This is a genomic window from Curtobacterium herbarum, assembly GCF_016907335.1.
Classification (GTDB): Bacteria; Actinomycetota; Actinomycetes; order Actinomycetales; family Microbacteriaceae; genus Curtobacterium; species Curtobacterium herbarum.
Window position 1 is genome coordinate 3,386,778 of the sequence record NZ_JAFBBT010000001.1, and the last position, 15,640, is coordinate 3,402,417.

The window sequence follows — 15,640 nt, forward strand, 5'->3', positions numbered from 1 at the left end:
GGCCGGCGTCCGGACCCGGCCGGTGGGCACCGTCGGCGGAACGTTGCCGGATCGAGACCGGATGCTCGACCGGCCCGGTATCGGCCGTGGCGTGACGCTGTCGGCAGCACCTGGCCGCCGACGGCACGCCGGGCCCGGGAACGGTCCTCCCGGAGCGCGAACCCCCTGCACGAACGGCGTCCCGCTGGCACAATGAGGGCATCCCAGGGGCCGGATCAGGGTCCTGGGAAGCGAGGGCGGGGGCCTCACCATCCTCCGCCCTCGGCACCCACCGGGCGGTGGCGGTCGATCGGGCGCCGGTTCAGCCCATCAGCGTCCGGCGCGGGGCCTCGCCGTAGGTCCGGCGGTAGAGCGCCGTGAAGCGCCCGGCGTTGCTGAACCCCCAGTCGGCCGCGATGCCCGCGACGGTGTCACCCCGCGTCGGGTCGCCGGCGAGCAGGTCCGCGCGGGCTCCGTCGACCCGCGCCAGCCGGACGTACTCCATCGGCGTCTGCCCGCGCTCACGACGGAAGGCGAGCGAGAGCCCGCGCGGCGAGAGCCGTGCGGCAGCGGCGATGTCCTGCACGGTGATCGGCTCGCGCCGGTGCTCGTCGACCCAGGCGGTCGCGCGGCGGACGGCCGCACTCACCGACGCCTCACGCCGTGGTTCGGTGACCAGCCCGAACGCCGAGATCGCGCTCACGACGACGAACCGGGACGCCTCGGCACGGAGGAGCTCGTTGCCGTAGACGTCGGGCGTCTCGAGCACCTGCTGGCGGTACTCCTGCACGGTCCGACGCCAGAGCCAGTGCCGCGCGGCGTCGACCGGCCGCACGGTCCCCTCCGCCAGGCGGACCCCGTCGTCGTCCCAGACCTCGCGGGCGACCCGGCGGAGCAGCTGCGCCGAGAACGAGCAGGTCGAGGCGACGGCGTGGTCGATGACGAACTCGAGCGCCTGGTCGGGCGGCGTCACGAACGCGCCGCCCTCGCCGATGACCTCGTCGCAGCCCCAGGGGTTGAACGCGTAGGCGCCCGAGTGGACCTCCACGAACACCACCTCGTCGGTGGCCTCGAACGCGACGCGCACCTCGGCGTCCCACTGCAGGTCCGCGATCGTGACGGGGTTCCCGACGATGACGTGCTGGCGGTGGGCGACGGTGCGCGAGGACGCGGCGACGCGGTACCCGAACCCCGCGCTGATCGCCTCGGTGAGTTCGTCGGCGTTCGTCGTCTCCACGTCGAGGAACGAAGGACTGCTCATGTGGAGGGGTCTACCACGCCGACGCCGCCTGCGCCGGTCATCGGCACGACGGCGGGGCCGGCTCCGCCTCGACAGGCGGTGCTCCGCCTCGACAGGCGGTGCTCCGCCTCGACAGGCGGTGCAGGGGCCGACGCGGGCTGACGCGCACGACGCGAGCCGGGCCTCCCGTCCGTCACGACGACGGACGGGAGGCCCGGCTCGTCACCGCCCCGCGTCGTACGCCCGTCAGGCGGTGCAGAACCCGGAGAGGGCGTCACGGACGCCCTTGCGGTGCAGCGAGTCGAGCCCCGCGGACAGACGCTTGCGCTCCGCGACCACGAGGTGGGCGCAGCGCGGGTCGTGCGCGGTCGCCTGGGCGGCACCGATCGCCGCGACCAGGTCGGTGTCGATCGCGTCGAGCTGCGGACGGATCGTCGCCAGGTCCGGAGCGGTGGTCGGGGCCGAGGCCGGGTCGTGCGTCCACGAGGTGATGAGGCCGCGCTGCACGACCTTGCTCGCCGAGATCTGCGACCGGACCACGCGGGTGACGAGGTCCGGGTCGACGCCCTCCTGTCGGGCGAGGGACACGGCCTCGTCGACGACCGCCTGCTCGCGCACCGGGTCGGCGATCGGCTTGCCGCTCAGCCACTTCGACTGCGCCACCGGGTCGGCGAGCAGCAGGCGGCGGAGCACGAGGGCGCCGACCGCGTCGAGGTGCGTGCCGTCGTCCTGGCCCGGAGCGGTCGTCGCGGCCGGCTCCGACGTCGTCGTGGCCGCGCTGGCGGGTGACGCGGCGAGCACCGCGAGGACGCCCGTCGACGCCACCAGGGCGACGGCCAGCACGACGACGACAGCGCGCTGGGTGCGGCTGCGGCGGGTGGGCTGCATGGTGCTGTTCATGGGTTCTGGCCTCTCCTGGGGCGGCGGCGGACGCGCCGGACGATGGTGTCGATGAGCGGACGGATGATCTCTTGGTGGAACGGGTAGGCGTCGACGTGGTCACCGTCGTGGCTGCACCAGCAGTCGACCCGGACCATCTCCTGGAAGTCGGCGAAGACGTAGAGGACCTGGTGCGGCACCGTGGACGACTGCACCGTGTCGGCGGGCGGGACGTCGCCCGGTGGGAGCTGGGCCGGCGGGGTCGTCATGGCGACGTCAGCATGCAGCCAGGTGCGCGGCCGGCACACCGGGGTCCCGACCGGACACCACGACGGCGTCGGTCTCGGTGGCCGCGCCGCCGGTGCCGATCGTGCGTGCCTGGATCTGGTTGAACGACCAGTTCGACGGCAGCGGCTGGAGCTGGTTGCCGGTCCAGCCGGTGGACAGTCCGCCGACGAACGAGAAGTGCGCGAGGCCGGCGTGGCTGACGGCGGCGCAGGTGGCGCGGGAGCCGTAGACGCCGGCCTTGTAGATGCTCCCGCGGTCCCGGAGGCCCGTGGCCACGCCCCGGAAGTACGGCAGCACCGCGTCGTCGATCTGGGCCGTGCTGGCATCGAGGTCCACCGCGAAGTAGAGCGTCGTCTGCTTCGGGATCCCGAGGTCGGCCGCGGCGTCCTGGGCGCGGTGCGCGTCGATGACGCCCTGCGCGAAGGTGAACCAGGACGCCTCGTCGCCGCCCTCTTCGAAGATCGGCCAGAGCCCGATCCCGGCCGTCCCGATCGCCCGCAGCTCGGCGGTCGTCAGCGCCTTGTCACGGGCGCCGGAGGCCTGCGAGTTCGTCAGGTAGCGTCCGACGACCCGGACGTCGGCGGCCGCCAGTGCCGTGGCCCGCGAGGCGTCGAGCTTCGTGGCCATGTCGGCACCGGTCGTCGCACGGTCGGCGTCGCCACAGCTCGCGGCGAGCGCCGCCCACGTGCCGAAGTCGCACGTGCCGGTCTGCTCGGCGGCCGGGAACGCCTGGAACTGCTGGAACGCACGGACCACCTCGGCGTCCGCCGCCGAGAAGACGTCGTCGAACGGGACCCGTTCGCCGTTGAGCACGAGCAGCGCCGTCACCAGCTGGACCCACGGCCCGCTCGCCCCGACACCGACGACGCTGGCCGACGCGGCACGCAGCCCGGAGGCGGTGCCGGGTCCCCACACCCCGTCGACCGATGACGAGCCGGACGCGATCTGGATCGCCCGGGTCGCGGCCGACGCGGTGCTCGGGTCGATGACACCGCTCGTGCTGCCGTAGGCCCCGCCGTCCACCTCGGCGTAGGTGCGGTTGAGGTACTGCTGCACGGCCCGGATCGTCGGCGACCCGGTCGAGGACAGCCGGATCGGGTCGGTGGTCAGCAGGGCGCCGAACAGGTGCGGCGACAGGGTCGGGACGCCCAGTGCGACCCCGAGGTCCGTGCGGAGCTCCTGCACCGCGGACACCGTGGCGGCGTCCCAGTCGCCCGTCGTCGTCACGGTCGAGAAGCCCTTGCAGACGAGTCCGGCCTGGGCCAGTCGCCGCCAGGTCGTCGCGTCCGGGCCGACCTCGTGCCCGACGTCGCCGTGCTGCTCGAGGCCCCGCTTGGTGGCCGGTCCGACCGCGGGCACGACGGGCGTGATGCCGAGCAGGGACTGGGTGGCCTGCGCGAGTCCGGTCGCGGTGCCGGCTCCGGTCTGGCCGTCCTCGGTGACCTGCACCCAGCCGGCGACGTGACCGAAGGTCTTGTTGAGCCACTTCTGGACGGCGAGGACGCCGGGATCGGCCGGGGTGGTCGCCCCCGACGTCGCGGTCGTGGCTGCGGTCGTGGCCGCTTCGGCGGGGGCGGCCATGACGGCCGAGGCGATCGGGACGGAGGCGGCGAGGCCGAGGAGCGCAGTGCGGCGGGAGATCTGCACGGTGTGCCTTCCAGGTCGACGGAGCCGCAGGGCGCGCGGGCGCGACGCTGCAACTGAGGTGGGTGACAACCTGGCGTCCGAAGACGGGAAAGTGCCGAGTTCCACCAGACGATCGTCTGATGAACTGCTCAGTCGGCCCTGACCTGCGACAGTGGTACCGGGCTCGTAGTATCGAGCGGCACGGACCACCCGGGATCGTCGGGCGAGGAGCAGCATGAACCAGCGCCAGGCCGCGAAGGCCCGCACACGCCAGCAGATCGTCGAGGCAGCCGCCTCCGAGTTCGCCGAGCACGGCTACGACGGCACCTCGTTCGCGAGCGTCGCCGCGGCGATGAACCGCCCGAAGTCGGCCGTCGGGTACCACCTGTTCCCGTCGAAGCTCGACCTCGCCGCCGCCGTCGTCGAGCAGCAGCAGGCACGCTGGCTCGAGATGGAGGCCCGGACCACCGAGCCCCCCGGCCTCGCGAACCTGGTGACGATGCTGCTGTCGGCGTGCCTCGACGCGCTCCGCTGCCCGGTCGCCGCCGGGGCGATCCGGATCAGCCAGGAGCTCGGCGAGGCCGGGCAGCCGCTCCCTCGGGCCTTCACCTGGCGGGGCTACACGCTGGAGCACTTCGCGATCGCGCGAGGACTGGAGGTCGACGACCCGGAAGCCGCCCGCGCCGCCGACCTGGTCGTCTCGTCGACGTTCGGCGTCCTGCGGACCCGGGCGAACTCCCGCACCGTGGAAGCCACCGAGCAGCAGCTCCGGGACCTCTGGTCGGCGCTCTTCACCGGGCTCGGGATCGCCGACGCGGCCGAGGTCGTGCGCCGCGTCGTGCCGATCACGGTGGCGGATCCGGTGGACCCGGCACTCGGATCGGCGCAGATCGTCCCCTAGGAGCCCTGCGGCCCGGTCCCCCACGCGGCCCAGGCGTCGAGCTGTGCCTGGGCGTTGCCGAGCGAGTTGTGGGATCCGCGGACCGTTCCGTCCGTGGAGTGCAACTCGTACCCCTGGCCCTGGTCGATCGTGCCGACGACGACTCCGTCGCGGCGGGCGGTCCAGTGCCCACCCGCGTCGTTCCGCCATGTGATGGCCTGCATACGGTCCACGAGCGCCGACTTCCTGTTGCGCCGCTCACCGGGACCGACAACCGACCCTGACGGTAGGCCCGCTACATGTGTGCCCGGACAACCGGACGTGCGTGCGGTCACCCGGCGGGCGGGATCCTGCCCGGTCCGCGGCTCGTCACCGTCGGAGCGTGGTGCGTGGGTACTCGCCGAACGCCACGCGGTAGGCGGCCGAGAACCGTCCGAGGTGGTCGAACCCCCAGCGCTGGGCGACCTCACGGACGCTCGAGGTGTCCGGGTCGGCGTGCTGGAGGTCCTGTCGGACCCGCTGCAGGCGGACGTGTTGCAGGTAGTGGAGCGGTGACCGACCGATCGAGAGCTGGAAGGCCTCCTGGGTGGCGCGCACGCTGAAGCCGGCTGCGGCTGCGATGTCGGCGACCCGCAGCGGTTCGGTGATGTGCTCGTGGATGTACTCGACCGCGGCACGGAGCCGCTCGCGCCGGGGCAGGAACACCGAGGCGGGCAACGCGACCGCATGCGGCGGGTACATCCGCAGGAACGCGACGACGACCGCCCGCGACAGGGCGGACCTGACCAGGCCGCCACGTCCGTCGCCGTCTCCGTCGCCGCCCCCGCTGGGACCGTCCCGGAGCTCGCGGGAGAGCTGGTGCAGACTGCTGCGCCACCGCGTGACCGCTGCGGGGTCGAGCGGGTGGAGGTGGTTGATGCCGAGATCGCTGACCGGGCCGGTGTGGAAGAGCTCGTCCGCGACCTCGTGCACCAGACGACGGGACATGTGCACGAGGCGCTGGTCGTGGTCGGCGTACTCGAAGACGAACTCGCGGGCCGTCGGGAGCAGCATCGGGATGTCCAGGACCATCGGGACACGGTCCTGCAGCACGTCGGGGATGCCCTCCCCGGCGGTCAACCACTGCACGATGTATTCGTCCGTCGGCGGGACCGCACCCGTGACCGCGCCGGAGAGCTGCGCCCGTCGCAGCGTCACGTCGCTGTCCCCCACCGCGCTGTAGCGGTACGTGAACGCCCGATCGGTGGTCGTGGCTGCCCAGTCGTGTCCGGAGTACAAGCCGCTCAGTTCGGCCACCGCGGCGTCGGGAGTCGAACCGGCTGCCTCGATCCGGACCTCGCGCCACGCAGGCTGCACCCCGATCGTCGGTTGGTGCAGAGGTCCGTCGTCGACGGTGGCCATCATGCCCCTCAGGCGTGCATCGATGTTCGACTGCGTGGCACGTTCCGGACCGGGGCCGCGTCGACGATCAGTGCAGCCTCATCGTGAGCATACGTCGTTCTCAGCGCAGCGGGGCCGCCGTCGAGGAACGCACCACGAGCGACACCGGGAGCACCGCACCGTCCGGTTCCCCGCCCCCGATCGCGGCGAGCAGCCGTTCCACCGCCACGGCACCCATCGTCGCCCGCGGGGAGTGCACGGTCGTGAGCGGCGTGGGCAGCTGCGCGACCACGGCGATGTCGTTGTACCCGACGATCGACAGGTCGTCGGGGACGCGCATGCCGCGCTGGCGAGCGGCACCCATCACGCCGATGGCCGCCGTGTCGTTGACCGCGAAGACGGCGGTGGGAGGGTCGGCGAGCGAGAGCAGGGTGTGTGCACCGACCACGCCGCCCTCGACCTCGAAGTCGGTGTGGACGACGAGTGCCTCGTCGACCGGGAGGTCACGCTGCTCGTGCGCCAGACGGAAGCCGGCCACCCGTTCCACCGCGGTGCTGGCGTGCCGGGGGCCCGCCACCACGCCGATGCGGCGGTGTCCCAGCGCGAGCAGGTGCTCGGTCGCGAGACGGCCGCCCTCGACGTCGTCGGCGACCACCGCCGGCAGCCAGTCGCCGGGGTGCCGGTTCGTCGCGATGATCGGCACGGACAGGTTCGTCAGCCGCGGGATCTGCGACGACAGGTGCAGTGAGCTGACGATGAGACCGTCGACCCGGCGGGAGAGCAGGAAGTCGACGGCTTCGAGTTGCGCGCCCATCTCGTCCGGCGGTGTCGTGAGCAGCAGCTGGTAGCCGGCGGCACGGGCGGCGGACTCCACGGCCTGACAGATCGACGCGATGACGGTGTCGCCGAGCCGCGGCATGACGACGCCGATGGTGTTCGACCGCCGGGTGCGCAGTGACGAGGCGAGCCGGTTGGGTCGGTACCCCAGCTCCGCTGCGGCGGCGATCACCCGCTGGGCCGGAGCACTCCACCCCCGGGCCGGCTCCGTCTGCCGCAGCACTCGTGACGCGGTCGAGACGTGCACCCCTGCGCGCCCGGCGATCGCCTGGAGGTTGACCTCGCCGCGACGCCCCGGGGGCTCCTGCCCGCCCTGGTCGTCCGCGCTGCCCATCCGCTCAGCCTACGTGACACATCGTCGGGCCCGAGGGGCAGCGAACGGTTGCACGGGTGCTGACCGTCCCGATCGCCGATCGGGCGAAACACGTTCGTTACATCGACAGACGGTGAGCGAAACAGTCGGGTGGCACGCTCTCAGAAGTTGCAATCGATTGCACATCTTGCAGAGCAGACGAGAGACGGTGCCCCATGGTGAAAGAGATCTTCGTGTCCTTCGGTGTCGACATCGACGCCGTCGCCGGCTGGCTCGGTTCCTACGGCGGGGCCGACTCACCCTCGGACATCCAGCGTGGGATCTACGCCGGCCGGACCGGCGTGCCACGGCTCCAGCGCGTGTTCGACCGCGCCGACATCAAGGCGACCTGGTTCATCCCCGGCCACTCGCTCGAGACCTTCCCCGAGCAGTGCCAGGCCCTGTTCGACGCCGGCCACGAGATCGGCGCCCACGGGTACAGCCACGAGAACCCGGTCGCGATGTCGGAGGCGCAGGAGGACGCCGTCATGGAGCGCTCGGTGGAGCTCATCACCCGGCTCACCGGCACACAACCGACCGGCTACGTCGCCCCCTGGTGGGAGCTGAGCGCCTACACGCCGACCCTGCTGGCGAAGTTCGGGTTCAGCTACGACCACAGCCAGCAGCACAAGGACTTCGTCCCCTACTACTCAATCGTCGGCGACTCGTGGACGCCGATCGACTACGCCCAGGACCCGCACACCTGGATGACGCCGCTCGTGCACGGACACGAGATCGACCTCGTCGAGATCGCCGCGAACTGGTACGTCGACGACCTCCCGCCGATGATGTTCATCAAGTCGAGCCCGAACAGCCACGGCTTCGTCAACCCCCGCGACGTCGAGCAGATGTGGAAGGACCAGTTCGACTGGGTGTACCGCGAGCTCGACTACGCCGTGTTCCCGATCACGATCCACCCCGACGTGTCCGGGCGGCCCCAGGTGCTGCTCATGATCGAACGACTCATCGAGTACATCGGCGGACACGAGGGCGTGCGCTTCGTCACCATGAACGAGATCGCCGACGACTTCCGCGTCCGGTTCCCCTTCGGCCGGCCCGAACGTCCGCGCGAGTACTGATGTGCGGCGCATGCGGCAGCGCCGGCGGCACGCGCGACGCGGACGCCCGCGAGGTCGAGGACTCTCCGGCAGCACGCAAGCGAGCGCAACTGGCGCTGGTCTCCTGGGGATCACGCCTGTTCGCGCCGGACCACATCCGGGTCCGCGAGGCGCCCGGGACCGTCCGGGTCCTCGTCGTCGGTCCGACCGGTCAGGGTGTCCTCGCGCAGGGCGCCGACGGCGTCCTCGACGCGGTCGACCGGGTCGGCGCGCGGACGCCCGACTGGACCGTCGTGGCGGACCGGCTCCGCGCCTCCCGGCCCGGCGGCGACCCGGACTGGGCGTACCGGAGCCTCGCGTCCGCGGTGGCACGACGGCGGGAGCCGGCGCAGTGACCGTGACGACCCTCCCGACCGTGACCTACCTCGCTCTCGGCGGGACCATCGCGAGCGTCGCCACGACGGACCCCGCACACCGGTCCGGTGCGGTCCCACGACTCGACGCGCACGACCTGCTCACCGGCGTGCCCGCGATCGCGGAGACCGCACACGTCGATGCCCACCAGCTCGACCTCGTCCCCTCGCCGTCCCTCGGCTTCGACGACGTCCAGGGCGCACTCGGAGCCGCACGGCGAGCGGTCGAGGCCGGCGCGTCCGGCGTCGTCGTCTCGCAGGGCACCGACACGATCGAGGAGACCGCGTACCTGCTCGACCTGGGCTGGGACCGCCCGGAACCGCTCGTGGTCACCGGCGCCATGCGCCACGCTTCCGCTCCCGGCGCGGACGGCCCGGCCAACCTGCTGGCAGCGGTGCGCGTGGCCGTCGACCCGGGCGCACGGGGGCGCGGGGTGCTCGTCGTGCTCGACGACGAGGTCCACGCCGCCGCCACGGTCCGCAAGACGCACACGTCCTCGACCGGGGCGTTCACCTCCCCCGGCACCGGGCCGCTCGGCTGGGTCACGGAGGGGCTGCCCGTCTTCCACGCGCCCGCACACCGGGTGCCCGCCCTCACCGACCACGTCGCACCGCTGCCACCGGTCGCCCTGCACCGCGTCAGCCTCGACGACGACGGACGTGTCCTCGACGCGCTCGGGGACCTCGGCTACCGCGGCGCCGTCGTCGAGGGGTTCGGCGGCGGGCACGTGGCCGAACGCACCCTCGACGCCGTCCACCGGCTCGCCCGGCGGATGCCCGTCGTCATGGCGTCACGGACCGGCGCCGGGTCGACGCTCGCGGCGACCTACGGCTTCCCCGGCGGCGAGATCGACCTGCTCGACGCGGGGCTCGTCCCCGCCGGGCGCCTCGACGGGCTCAAGTCGCGCCTCCTGCTCGCCGTCCTGCTCGCCGTCGACGCCCCGCCGGACCGGGTGCACGCGGAGTTCCTCGCACGCGGCCGGAGCTCCTCCCCGCAGCGCCGTCCCTGATCCGCGTTCCTGATCCGCCGACGCATCCACCGACGCTCCACCACGCACGGCCCACCCGATCCGCCAGCACCGCAGCATCGAGAGGAAGACCATGTCCACCACGACCATCCGCGAGCCGGAGGACGTCCAGCTCGACACCGGGACGTTCCCGGCCATCGGCGCCGCCGAGACCAAGCGCGGCGCCACCCTGGCCTTCTTCGCCTGGACCCTCGCCGTCTACGACTTCATCATGTTCGGCACGCTCCTGCCACGGATCGCCGAGGACTTCGGGTGGAACCAGCAGACCGCGCTGCTGGCGAACACCCTCGTCAGCGTCGGGGTCTTCGTCGTCGTCATCCTGGTCGGACTGTTCGTCGACCGGCTCGGCCGTCGACGCGGCATGATGATCACGATCGGAGGCGCGGCACTGTCGTCACTGCTGACGGCGGCGTCGACCGGAGTCGCCTCGCTCGTCGGTTTCCGCGCGCTGAGCGGGTTCGGCATGGCGGAGCAGTCGGTCAACTCCACCTACCTCAACGAGGTCTTCGCGCTCACCGAGATCGAGGGCATCCGGAAGCGCCGCGGCTTCTTCTACAGTCTCGTCCAGACCGGGTGGCCGATCGGCGCCCTCCTCGCCGCCGCGTTCATCGCCGGCATCAACGGGCTGTTCGGACCGGACTCGTGGCGGATCGCGTTCCTCGTCGCCACCGTCCCCGCGCTGTTCGTGCTGTTCCTGCGCAAGGGCATCAAGGAGACCCCGCAGCACCGCCTGAACACCTACCTGCGGCAGCTGCGGAAGTCCGGTCGCACCGAGGAGGCCGCCGGGATCGCGGCCCGCTTCGGGGTCGTCGAGGACGAGCGGCCGTCGCTGCGGGCGATCTTCGGTAAGCGCTACGCACGCAACACCGTCGTGCTCTCGATCGCGTGGATCGTGAACTACTTCGGCATCACCACGACGAGCGTGCTCGGCACCACGATGCTCGAGGACGTGAAGGGCGTCGACACGAGCATGTCGCTGCTGATCATCGTGCTCTCCAACGTCGTCGGCGCAGCCGGGTACCTGTTCCACGGTTGGCTCGGCGACGTCATCGGCCGCAAGACCACCATCGTCGGCGGCTGGCTGCTCGCCGGTGTGTGCTGGACCCTGTTCGTCCTCGGCCCGGACGACTTCGGGTACGTCCTGGTCACGTACATGCTGACGCTGTTCTTCCTGCTCGGCCCCTACGCCTCCCTGCTGTTCCTGCAGGCGGAGTGCTTCGACTCGAGCTGCCGCGCCACCGGTTCGGCGTTCGTCACCGCCATGGGCCAGCCGGGATCGATCATCGGTTCGGCCGTGCTGACCGCACTCGTCGCCGGCAACGTCGGTCTCGGGCCGGCGGCGGTCATCGTCGGTGCCGGCGGCATGGTCCTCTCCGGGCTGATCATGCTGGCGACCAAGCGCGTGGCGGTGATCGAGCATTGAGCGCGCCCACGTCGGAGGCCGTGTACTCCGAGTTCGCCGGGAGCGTCGCCGTCATCACGGGAGCCGCGAGCGGCATCGGCGCAGCACTCGCGGTGCAGCTCGCCGAGCACGGGGCCGACATCGTCATCCCGGTGTTCGCCGGTGACCCGCACGACCCCGCGCACGTCGTCGCGGCCGTCGAGGCCGCCGGGGGTCGCGCACTGACGGTCCCCGCCGACGTCCGTCGCACCGAGGACGTCGACGCCGTGTTCCAGACGGCGCTCGACCGGTGGGGCCGCGTCGACCACGTCGTCGCCGGTGCCGGTGTGCTCCGACGGCAGCCGCTGCACACCATGACCGACGACGCCTGGGACGACATGGTGCAGGTCGACCTGAACGGCGTGATGCGCACGCTCCGAGCGGGTGCCCGCCACCTCGGCCCCGGCGGGTCGATGGTGGCCGTCTCCTCGATCGCGGGCGGCGTCTACGGCTGGGTCGCACACAGCCACTACGCCGCGTGCAAGGCGGCCGTGATCGGGCTCGCCCGGAGCGCCGCGGCCGAGCTGGCACCGCGGGGGATCCGGGTGAACACCGTCATCCCCGGCCTGATCGAGACCCCGCAGTCGACGGACGCGGAGAACTCGCTCGGCGCGGCGGGCCTCCAGGCGGCCGGGGCACGCATCCCGTGGGGTCGCGTCGGGTCCGCGGACGAAGCGGCGGCGGTGATCCGCTTCCTCCTCAGCCGCGAGGCGCGCTACGTCACCGGACAGGAACTCGTCGTCGACGGCGGGCTGACCATCCTCATGGCCGACTGATGCGGGGCGACGTGTTCGACCTCACCGGAGCCACCGCACTCGTCACCGGCGGTGCCAGCGGGATCGGTCTCGCGATCGTCGAGGCCTTCGTCGCAGCGGGTGCACGGGTCGTCGTCGCGGACCGCGACCTCGGCGGTCTGGAGGCGGTCGCCCGGCGGCTGGACGTCCGGACCGTCGTCCTCGACGTCACGGACGAGGCGGACGTCGAGGTGGTGGTCTCGACGGTCGACGCGGAGTTCGACGGCATCGACGTCCTGGTCAACGCCGCCGGGGTCCTCTCCCAGTCCCCGCTCGAGGACCTGTCCACGGCGGACTGGACCCGCATCGTCGCCGTCGACCTCACCGGGGTGTTCCTGATGATGCGCGCGGTCGGTCGCCGGATGCTCCGCGACGGCGGCGGGCGCATCATCAACCTCGCCTCGCAGCTGGCGATCAAGGGCGGGTCGGAGGTCGCGCACTACGCAGCGGCGAAGGCCGGCGTCATCGCGCTGACCAAGAGCGCCGCCATCGAGTGGAGCGGGCGGGGTGTGCTCGTCAACGCGATCGCACCCGGTCCGATCGTGTCGCCTATGACCGACCGGATGACGCCGGAGTGGCGGGCCGAGAAGGCAGCCGAACTGCCGATCGGGCGGTTCGGCGTGCCGTCCGAGGTCGCCCCGACCGCGCTGCTGCTCGCGTCCTCGCCGGCGGGTGACCTCTACACCGGGCAGACGCTCGGTCCGAACTCCGGCGATGTCATGCCGTGACCGCATCCGTGGGAGGGTCGACACATGTCCGCACACCAGACCGCCGTCATCGCCGGCTGCGGCGACCTCGGCACCGAGGCCGCCCTCCGCTTCGCTGACCTCGGGTACCGCGTCGTCGGGCTCCGGCGCCGCGCCGAACTCCTGCCCGCGCCGATCGAGGGCCGGAGCACCGACCTCCGGCACGACGTCCCCGAGATCGACGCCGACACCGCGGTCGTCGTCGTCGCCCTGGCCGCGGGCAGCCGCGACCCGGACGAGTACCGCGCGACCTACGTCGACGGCCTGCGGAACGTGCTGGACGGGATCGACCGGTCGGAGGCCCGCCCGCGGATCGTCGTGGTGTCCTCGACCGCCGTCTACGACGTGTCCGACGGCAGCGAGGTCACCGAGGACACCCCGGCGGCCGGCGGCACCCCGACGGCGAGGGTCCTGGTCGAGGCCGAAGCGCTGCTCCGGGAACGGGCTCCCGGCGCCGTGCTGCTCCGGCTGTCGGGCATCTACGGCCCCGGACGCGAACGGCTGATCGACCAGGTGCGCTCCGGCAGCGCCCGACTCGCTCCGGCCGACGCGTCGTCGCCGCACACGAACCGCATCCACCGCGACGACGCCTCCTCCGCGATCGTGCACCTCGCGACGCTGGACGACCCGGCGCCGACGTACCTCGGCACCGACGACGAGCCGGTCCGTCTCGACGACGTGCTGCGGTTCCTCGCGGACGAGCTCGGTGTCCCGACGCCGGAGCACGGCCCGGCGTCGGACCGACAGGCGGGCGGCGACAAGCGGCTGTCGAACGCGCTGCTCCGCTCCACGGGCTTCACGTTCCGGTACCCGACGTTCCGCGAGGGCTACCGCGCAGTGCTGGCCGGCGAGGGCGCGTCCCACCGCTGACCGATGAGCCGTCTGCTCCGGATCGCGACGGAGCGGCGACTACGGACGCCGAGCGAAGACGATCGCGACCGTCGACGTGGCAGTGAGGTGCTCGTGCACTTGCGGTGCGATGCCCCGGAGGAGGGCGAGCATCTCGCGGTGGACCTGCTCCGCATCCACCGACCCGGACTGTGTCGAGATCGGCTCGTGGTGCGCGATGCGATTCCGGAGCGCGTTGACCCGCTCGATCGCACGGTCGACCTCGGACCGTTGCGTCCCCGGGGGGAACGCTCGGTGCAGGTACGGCACCCACACCGTCTTCTCCATCGCGTTCGTCGTCAACTGCCGCCAGAAACCCAGGGTCATCTCGGCGATCACCTTGCCGGACGTCGCCTTCGCGGAGCCGCAGCGCGCGATCGCGCTGTCGACCGACTTCCGGGTGAGCGTGTTGACGTCAGCCCCACGCTTCATGCCCTTCACGGTCTTCGTGCGCCAGATCGGCACGACAGCCGGCGACTCCGCGTCGAGCAGCCAGTGCGTGCGTGATCGCCACCGCGCTGAGATGGCAGCGTCGTACGCGTTCCGGAGAGCGACTTCGAAGTGGGCGATGTCGTGCATGAGTGCTTGGCCGGCTTGGACGTTCCACTCGTACAACTGCAGCGCCCTGGCCCGGTCACCAGAGCACGCATCCACGTACCGAGCGAACCGCGCGGTACCGAGCCACTCGTCCACCCAGACGTCCGACACATCCCCACCTTCACGAGACAAAAAGCAGAGCCCCGGCGACATGGTCGAAACCAGCGGTCCACACGGGGCTTACGGGTGAAATGTTACCCCGGGCCCGAACCGACGTGCAACGCCGACGGAAGCTCAGTGCCCCCGGTGGTCCTGGATCGTCATCCGCGGCCCGAACGTCGGCTTCCGGAAGCCCGAGCCCGCGATCAACCGCACGACCCGCTCCCGGTGCCCCCGCCACGGTTCGAGGAGCTCGAGCATCCCGTCGTCGTCGACCGGGCCGCCGGTGAGCGCCCACCCGACGAGTGCGGGCACGTGGTAGTCCCCGACGCTCGGCGAGTCCGGGTCCCCGTGGGCCCGCTGCGCCGTCTCGGCGGCGGTCCACGGTCCGACGCCCGGGATCGACTGCAGTCGGCTGGCGACCAGTTCGCCGCCGCGGCCCAGGGCCAGCGTCCGTTCGAGTGCGGGCGCGACCTGCACGACCCGCATCACCGTCGCCGAGCGTCCGGGTTCGATGCCGGCCCTGTGCCACTCCCAACTCGGGATCCGCGCCCAGGTGTCGGCGGCCGGCGGAACGACCATGCCCGCCGGAGCCGGCCCGGGAGCCGGCGTGCCGAAGCGCTGCACGAGGTACCGCCACGCACGCCAGGCCTGTCGGGAGGTCACCTTCTGCTCCATGATCGCCGGGACGAGCATCGCCACGACCGTGTTCGTCCGGAGCAGCCGTAACCCCGGCTGGCGGTGTCGCGCGTGCGCCAGGAGGGCATGCGCGGACACGTCGAGCTCCGACCAGTCGTCCCCGCGTCCGACCAGGTCCGGCCCGTGCGCCACGGCCCAGGACGCACCGTCGCCCCACGCGCTGATCGCCACGGTGTCGCCGACGGGTCGGACGAGCACCGACGCCGGCCCCTCCGGGGTGCGGAGCGCGAGCCACACGTCGGACCCGACCACCCGGTGGGCCGGGTCGCCGGAGCCGCGCGACAGGGGCCGCAGTGTCGCGACCACGTCCACCGGGCCTCCCGGCCGGTACACGGTGTCGACGCGAACTGCAGCCTCGTCCGGAGGGCCCGCCGGTGAGGCGACGGGACGGACGGAGGGCATGCAGGGATGGTAAG

17 protein-coding genes are annotated in these 15,640 nt (G+C 72.2%); 8 read left to right on the top strand and 9 right to left on the bottom strand.

Translation table 11 applies throughout. The features are described from left to right. Nucleotides 1-301: 301 nt before the first annotated feature. The 4 genes from JOD51_RS16155 to JOD51_RS17625 form a co-directional block, all read right to left on the bottom strand. The gene (locus tag JOD51_RS16155; RefSeq protein ID WP_204610346.1) at nucleotides 302-1,240 is read right to left on the bottom strand and encodes a helix-turn-helix transcriptional regulator; all 939 of its coding nucleotides are present in this window, start codon (nucleotides 1,238-1,240) and stop codon (nucleotides 302-304) included. 225 nt (nucleotides 1,241-1,465) lie between these two features. Then, nucleotides 1,466-2,119, bottom strand: coding sequence for a gamma subclass chorismate mutase AroQ (aroQ, locus tag JOD51_RS16160; RefSeq protein WP_204610353.1), 654 nt, complete (start codon nucleotides 2,117-2,119; stop codon nucleotides 1,466-1,468). Next, nucleotides 2,116-2,367 carry a hypothetical protein gene (locus JOD51_RS16165; protein WP_204610355.1) on the bottom strand — a complete coding sequence of 84 codons (252 nt, stop codon included), beginning with the start codon at nucleotides 2,365-2,367 and terminating at the stop codon, nucleotides 2,116-2,118. Before JOD51_RS16165 ends, aroQ begins: the two co-directional genes overlap by 4 nt. Before the next feature lie 7 nt (nucleotides 2,368-2,374). Continuing rightward, the gene (locus tag JOD51_RS17625; RefSeq protein ID WP_204610357.1) at nucleotides 2,375-4,033 is read right to left on the bottom strand and encodes a glycoside hydrolase domain-containing protein; all 1,659 of its coding nucleotides are present in this window, start codon (nucleotides 4,031-4,033) and stop codon (nucleotides 2,375-2,377) included. 214 nt (nucleotides 4,034-4,247) lie between these two features. Between JOD51_RS17625 and JOD51_RS16175 the strand changes: the two genes are divergently transcribed. Further along, the gene (locus tag JOD51_RS16175) at nucleotides 4,248-4,913 is read left to right on the top strand and encodes a TetR family transcriptional regulator (RefSeq protein WP_204610359.1); all 666 of its coding nucleotides are present in this window, start codon (nucleotides 4,248-4,250) and stop codon (nucleotides 4,911-4,913) included. On the opposite strand, the gene JOD51_RS16180 is transcribed toward JOD51_RS16175, so the two are convergent. From JOD51_RS16180 to JOD51_RS16190, 3 genes are all read right to left on the bottom strand, one after another. After that, nucleotides 4,910-5,125 (bottom strand): hypothetical protein, encoded by a 216-nt coding sequence (locus tag JOD51_RS16180; protein WP_204610361.1) that lies wholly within the window; start codon nucleotides 5,123-5,125, stop codon nucleotides 4,910-4,912. The genes JOD51_RS16175 and JOD51_RS16180 overlap by 4 nt on opposite strands. Before the next feature lie 136 nt (nucleotides 5,126-5,261). Further along, nucleotides 5,262-6,248, bottom strand: coding sequence for a helix-turn-helix transcriptional regulator (locus tag JOD51_RS17630; protein ID WP_204610363.1), 987 nt, complete (start codon nucleotides 6,246-6,248; stop codon nucleotides 5,262-5,264). A gap of 145 nt (nucleotides 6,249-6,393) precedes the next feature. After that, nucleotides 6,394-7,443, bottom strand: coding sequence for a LacI family DNA-binding transcriptional regulator (locus JOD51_RS16190; protein WP_204610365.1), 1,050 nt, complete (start codon nucleotides 7,441-7,443; stop codon nucleotides 6,394-6,396). 194 nt (nucleotides 7,444-7,637) lie between these two features. On the opposite strand from JOD51_RS16190, the gene JOD51_RS16195 reads away from it, so the two are divergent. The 7 genes from JOD51_RS16195 to JOD51_RS16225 all read left to right on the top strand — a co-directional run bounded on the left by JOD51_RS16195 (nucleotide 7,638) and on the right by JOD51_RS16225 (nucleotide 13,811). Further along, complete coding sequence (locus JOD51_RS16195) at nucleotides 7,638-8,540, top strand: polysaccharide deacetylase family protein (RefSeq protein ID WP_204610367.1); 903 nt, start codon at nucleotides 7,638-7,640, stop codon at nucleotides 8,538-8,540. Beyond that, nucleotides 8,540-8,914 (top strand): hypothetical protein, encoded by a 375-nt coding sequence (locus JOD51_RS16200; protein ID WP_204610369.1) that lies wholly within the window; start codon nucleotides 8,540-8,542, stop codon nucleotides 8,912-8,914. Before JOD51_RS16195 ends, JOD51_RS16200 begins: the two co-directional genes overlap by 1 nt. Nucleotides 8,915-8,934: 20 nt before the next feature. Beyond that, nucleotides 8,935-9,942: an asparaginase gene (locus JOD51_RS16205; protein ID WP_204610371.1), complete on the top strand. Its 1,008-nt coding sequence runs from the start codon at nucleotides 8,935-8,937 to the stop codon at nucleotides 9,940-9,942. A gap of 91 nt (nucleotides 9,943-10,033) precedes the next feature. Continuing rightward, nucleotides 10,034-11,383 (top strand): MFS transporter, encoded by a 1,350-nt coding sequence (locus JOD51_RS16210; RefSeq protein ID WP_204610373.1) that lies wholly within the window; start codon nucleotides 10,034-10,036, stop codon nucleotides 11,381-11,383. After that, nucleotides 11,380-12,177, top strand: coding sequence for an SDR family NAD(P)-dependent oxidoreductase (locus tag JOD51_RS16215; RefSeq protein ID WP_239539901.1), 798 nt, complete (start codon nucleotides 11,380-11,382; stop codon nucleotides 12,175-12,177). Before JOD51_RS16210 ends, JOD51_RS16215 begins: the two co-directional genes overlap by 4 nt. Beyond that, nucleotides 12,177-12,923 carry an SDR family NAD(P)-dependent oxidoreductase gene (locus JOD51_RS16220; protein WP_204610375.1) on the top strand — a complete coding sequence of 249 codons (747 nt, stop codon included), beginning with the start codon at nucleotides 12,177-12,179 and terminating at the stop codon, nucleotides 12,921-12,923. Before JOD51_RS16215 ends, JOD51_RS16220 begins: the two co-directional genes overlap by 1 nt. Before the next feature lie 24 nt (nucleotides 12,924-12,947). Next, nucleotides 12,948-13,811, top strand: coding sequence for an NAD-dependent epimerase/dehydratase family protein (locus JOD51_RS16225; protein ID WP_204610377.1), 864 nt, complete (start codon nucleotides 12,948-12,950; stop codon nucleotides 13,809-13,811). Between the two features lie 39 nt (nucleotides 13,812-13,850). Here JOD51_RS16225 and JOD51_RS16230 read toward each other — a convergent pair whose 3' ends face one another. Both JOD51_RS16230 and JOD51_RS16235 read right to left on the bottom strand, forming a co-directional pair. Further along, nucleotides 13,851-14,408 carry a hypothetical protein gene (locus tag JOD51_RS16230; protein WP_239539902.1) on the bottom strand — a complete coding sequence of 186 codons (558 nt, stop codon included), beginning with the start codon at nucleotides 14,406-14,408 and terminating at the stop codon, nucleotides 13,851-13,853. A 252-nt stretch (nucleotides 14,409-14,660) separates the two neighbouring features. Beyond that, entirely contained in the window at nucleotides 14,661-15,626 is a 966-nt protein-coding gene (locus JOD51_RS16235) for a DNA-3-methyladenine glycosylase family protein (RefSeq protein WP_204610381.1), read from the bottom strand. Between the last annotated feature and the right edge of the window lie 14 nt (nucleotides 15,627-15,640).

Excerpts from the sequence above, each read along its gene's own strand:
- JOD51_RS16155 (WP_204610346.1), bottom strand. The coding sequence starts at position 1,240 with ATGAGCAGTCCTTCGTTCCTCGACGTGGAGACGACGAACGCCGACGAA.
- aroQ (WP_204610353.1), bottom strand. The coding sequence starts at position 2,119 with ATGAACAGCACCATGCAGCCCACCCGCCGCAGCCGCACCCAGCGCGCT.
- JOD51_RS16165 (WP_204610355.1), bottom strand. The coding sequence starts at position 2,367 with ATGACGACCCCGCCGGCCCAGCTCCCACCGGGCGACGTCCCGCCCGCC.
- JOD51_RS16175 (WP_204610359.1), top strand. The coding sequence starts at position 4,248 with ATGAACCAGCGCCAGGCCGCGAAGGCCCGCACACGCCAGCAGATCGTC.
- JOD51_RS16190 (WP_204610365.1), bottom strand. The coding sequence starts at position 7,443 with ATGGGCAGCGCGGACGACCAGGGCGGGCAGGAGCCCCCGGGGCGTCGC.
- JOD51_RS16195 (WP_204610367.1), top strand. The coding sequence starts at position 7,638 with ATGGTGAAAGAGATCTTCGTGTCCTTCGGTGTCGACATCGACGCCGTC.
- JOD51_RS16200 (WP_204610369.1), top strand. The coding sequence starts at position 8,540 with ATGTGCGGCGCATGCGGCAGCGCCGGCGGCACGCGCGACGCGGACGCC.
- JOD51_RS16210 (WP_204610373.1), top strand. The coding sequence starts at position 10,034 with ATGTCCACCACGACCATCCGCGAGCCGGAGGACGTCCAGCTCGACACC.
- JOD51_RS16220 (WP_204610375.1), top strand. The coding sequence starts at position 12,177 with ATGCGGGGCGACGTGTTCGACCTCACCGGAGCCACCGCACTCGTCACC.
- JOD51_RS16225 (WP_204610377.1), top strand. The coding sequence starts at position 12,948 with ATGTCCGCACACCAGACCGCCGTCATCGCCGGCTGCGGCGACCTCGGC.
- JOD51_RS16230 (WP_239539902.1), bottom strand. The coding sequence starts at position 14,408 with ATGCACGACATCGCCCACTTCGAAGTCGCTCTCCGGAACGCGTACGAC.
- JOD51_RS16235 (WP_204610381.1), bottom strand. The coding sequence starts at position 15,626 with ATGCCCTCCGTCCGTCCCGTCGCCTCACCGGCGGGCCCTCCGGACGAG.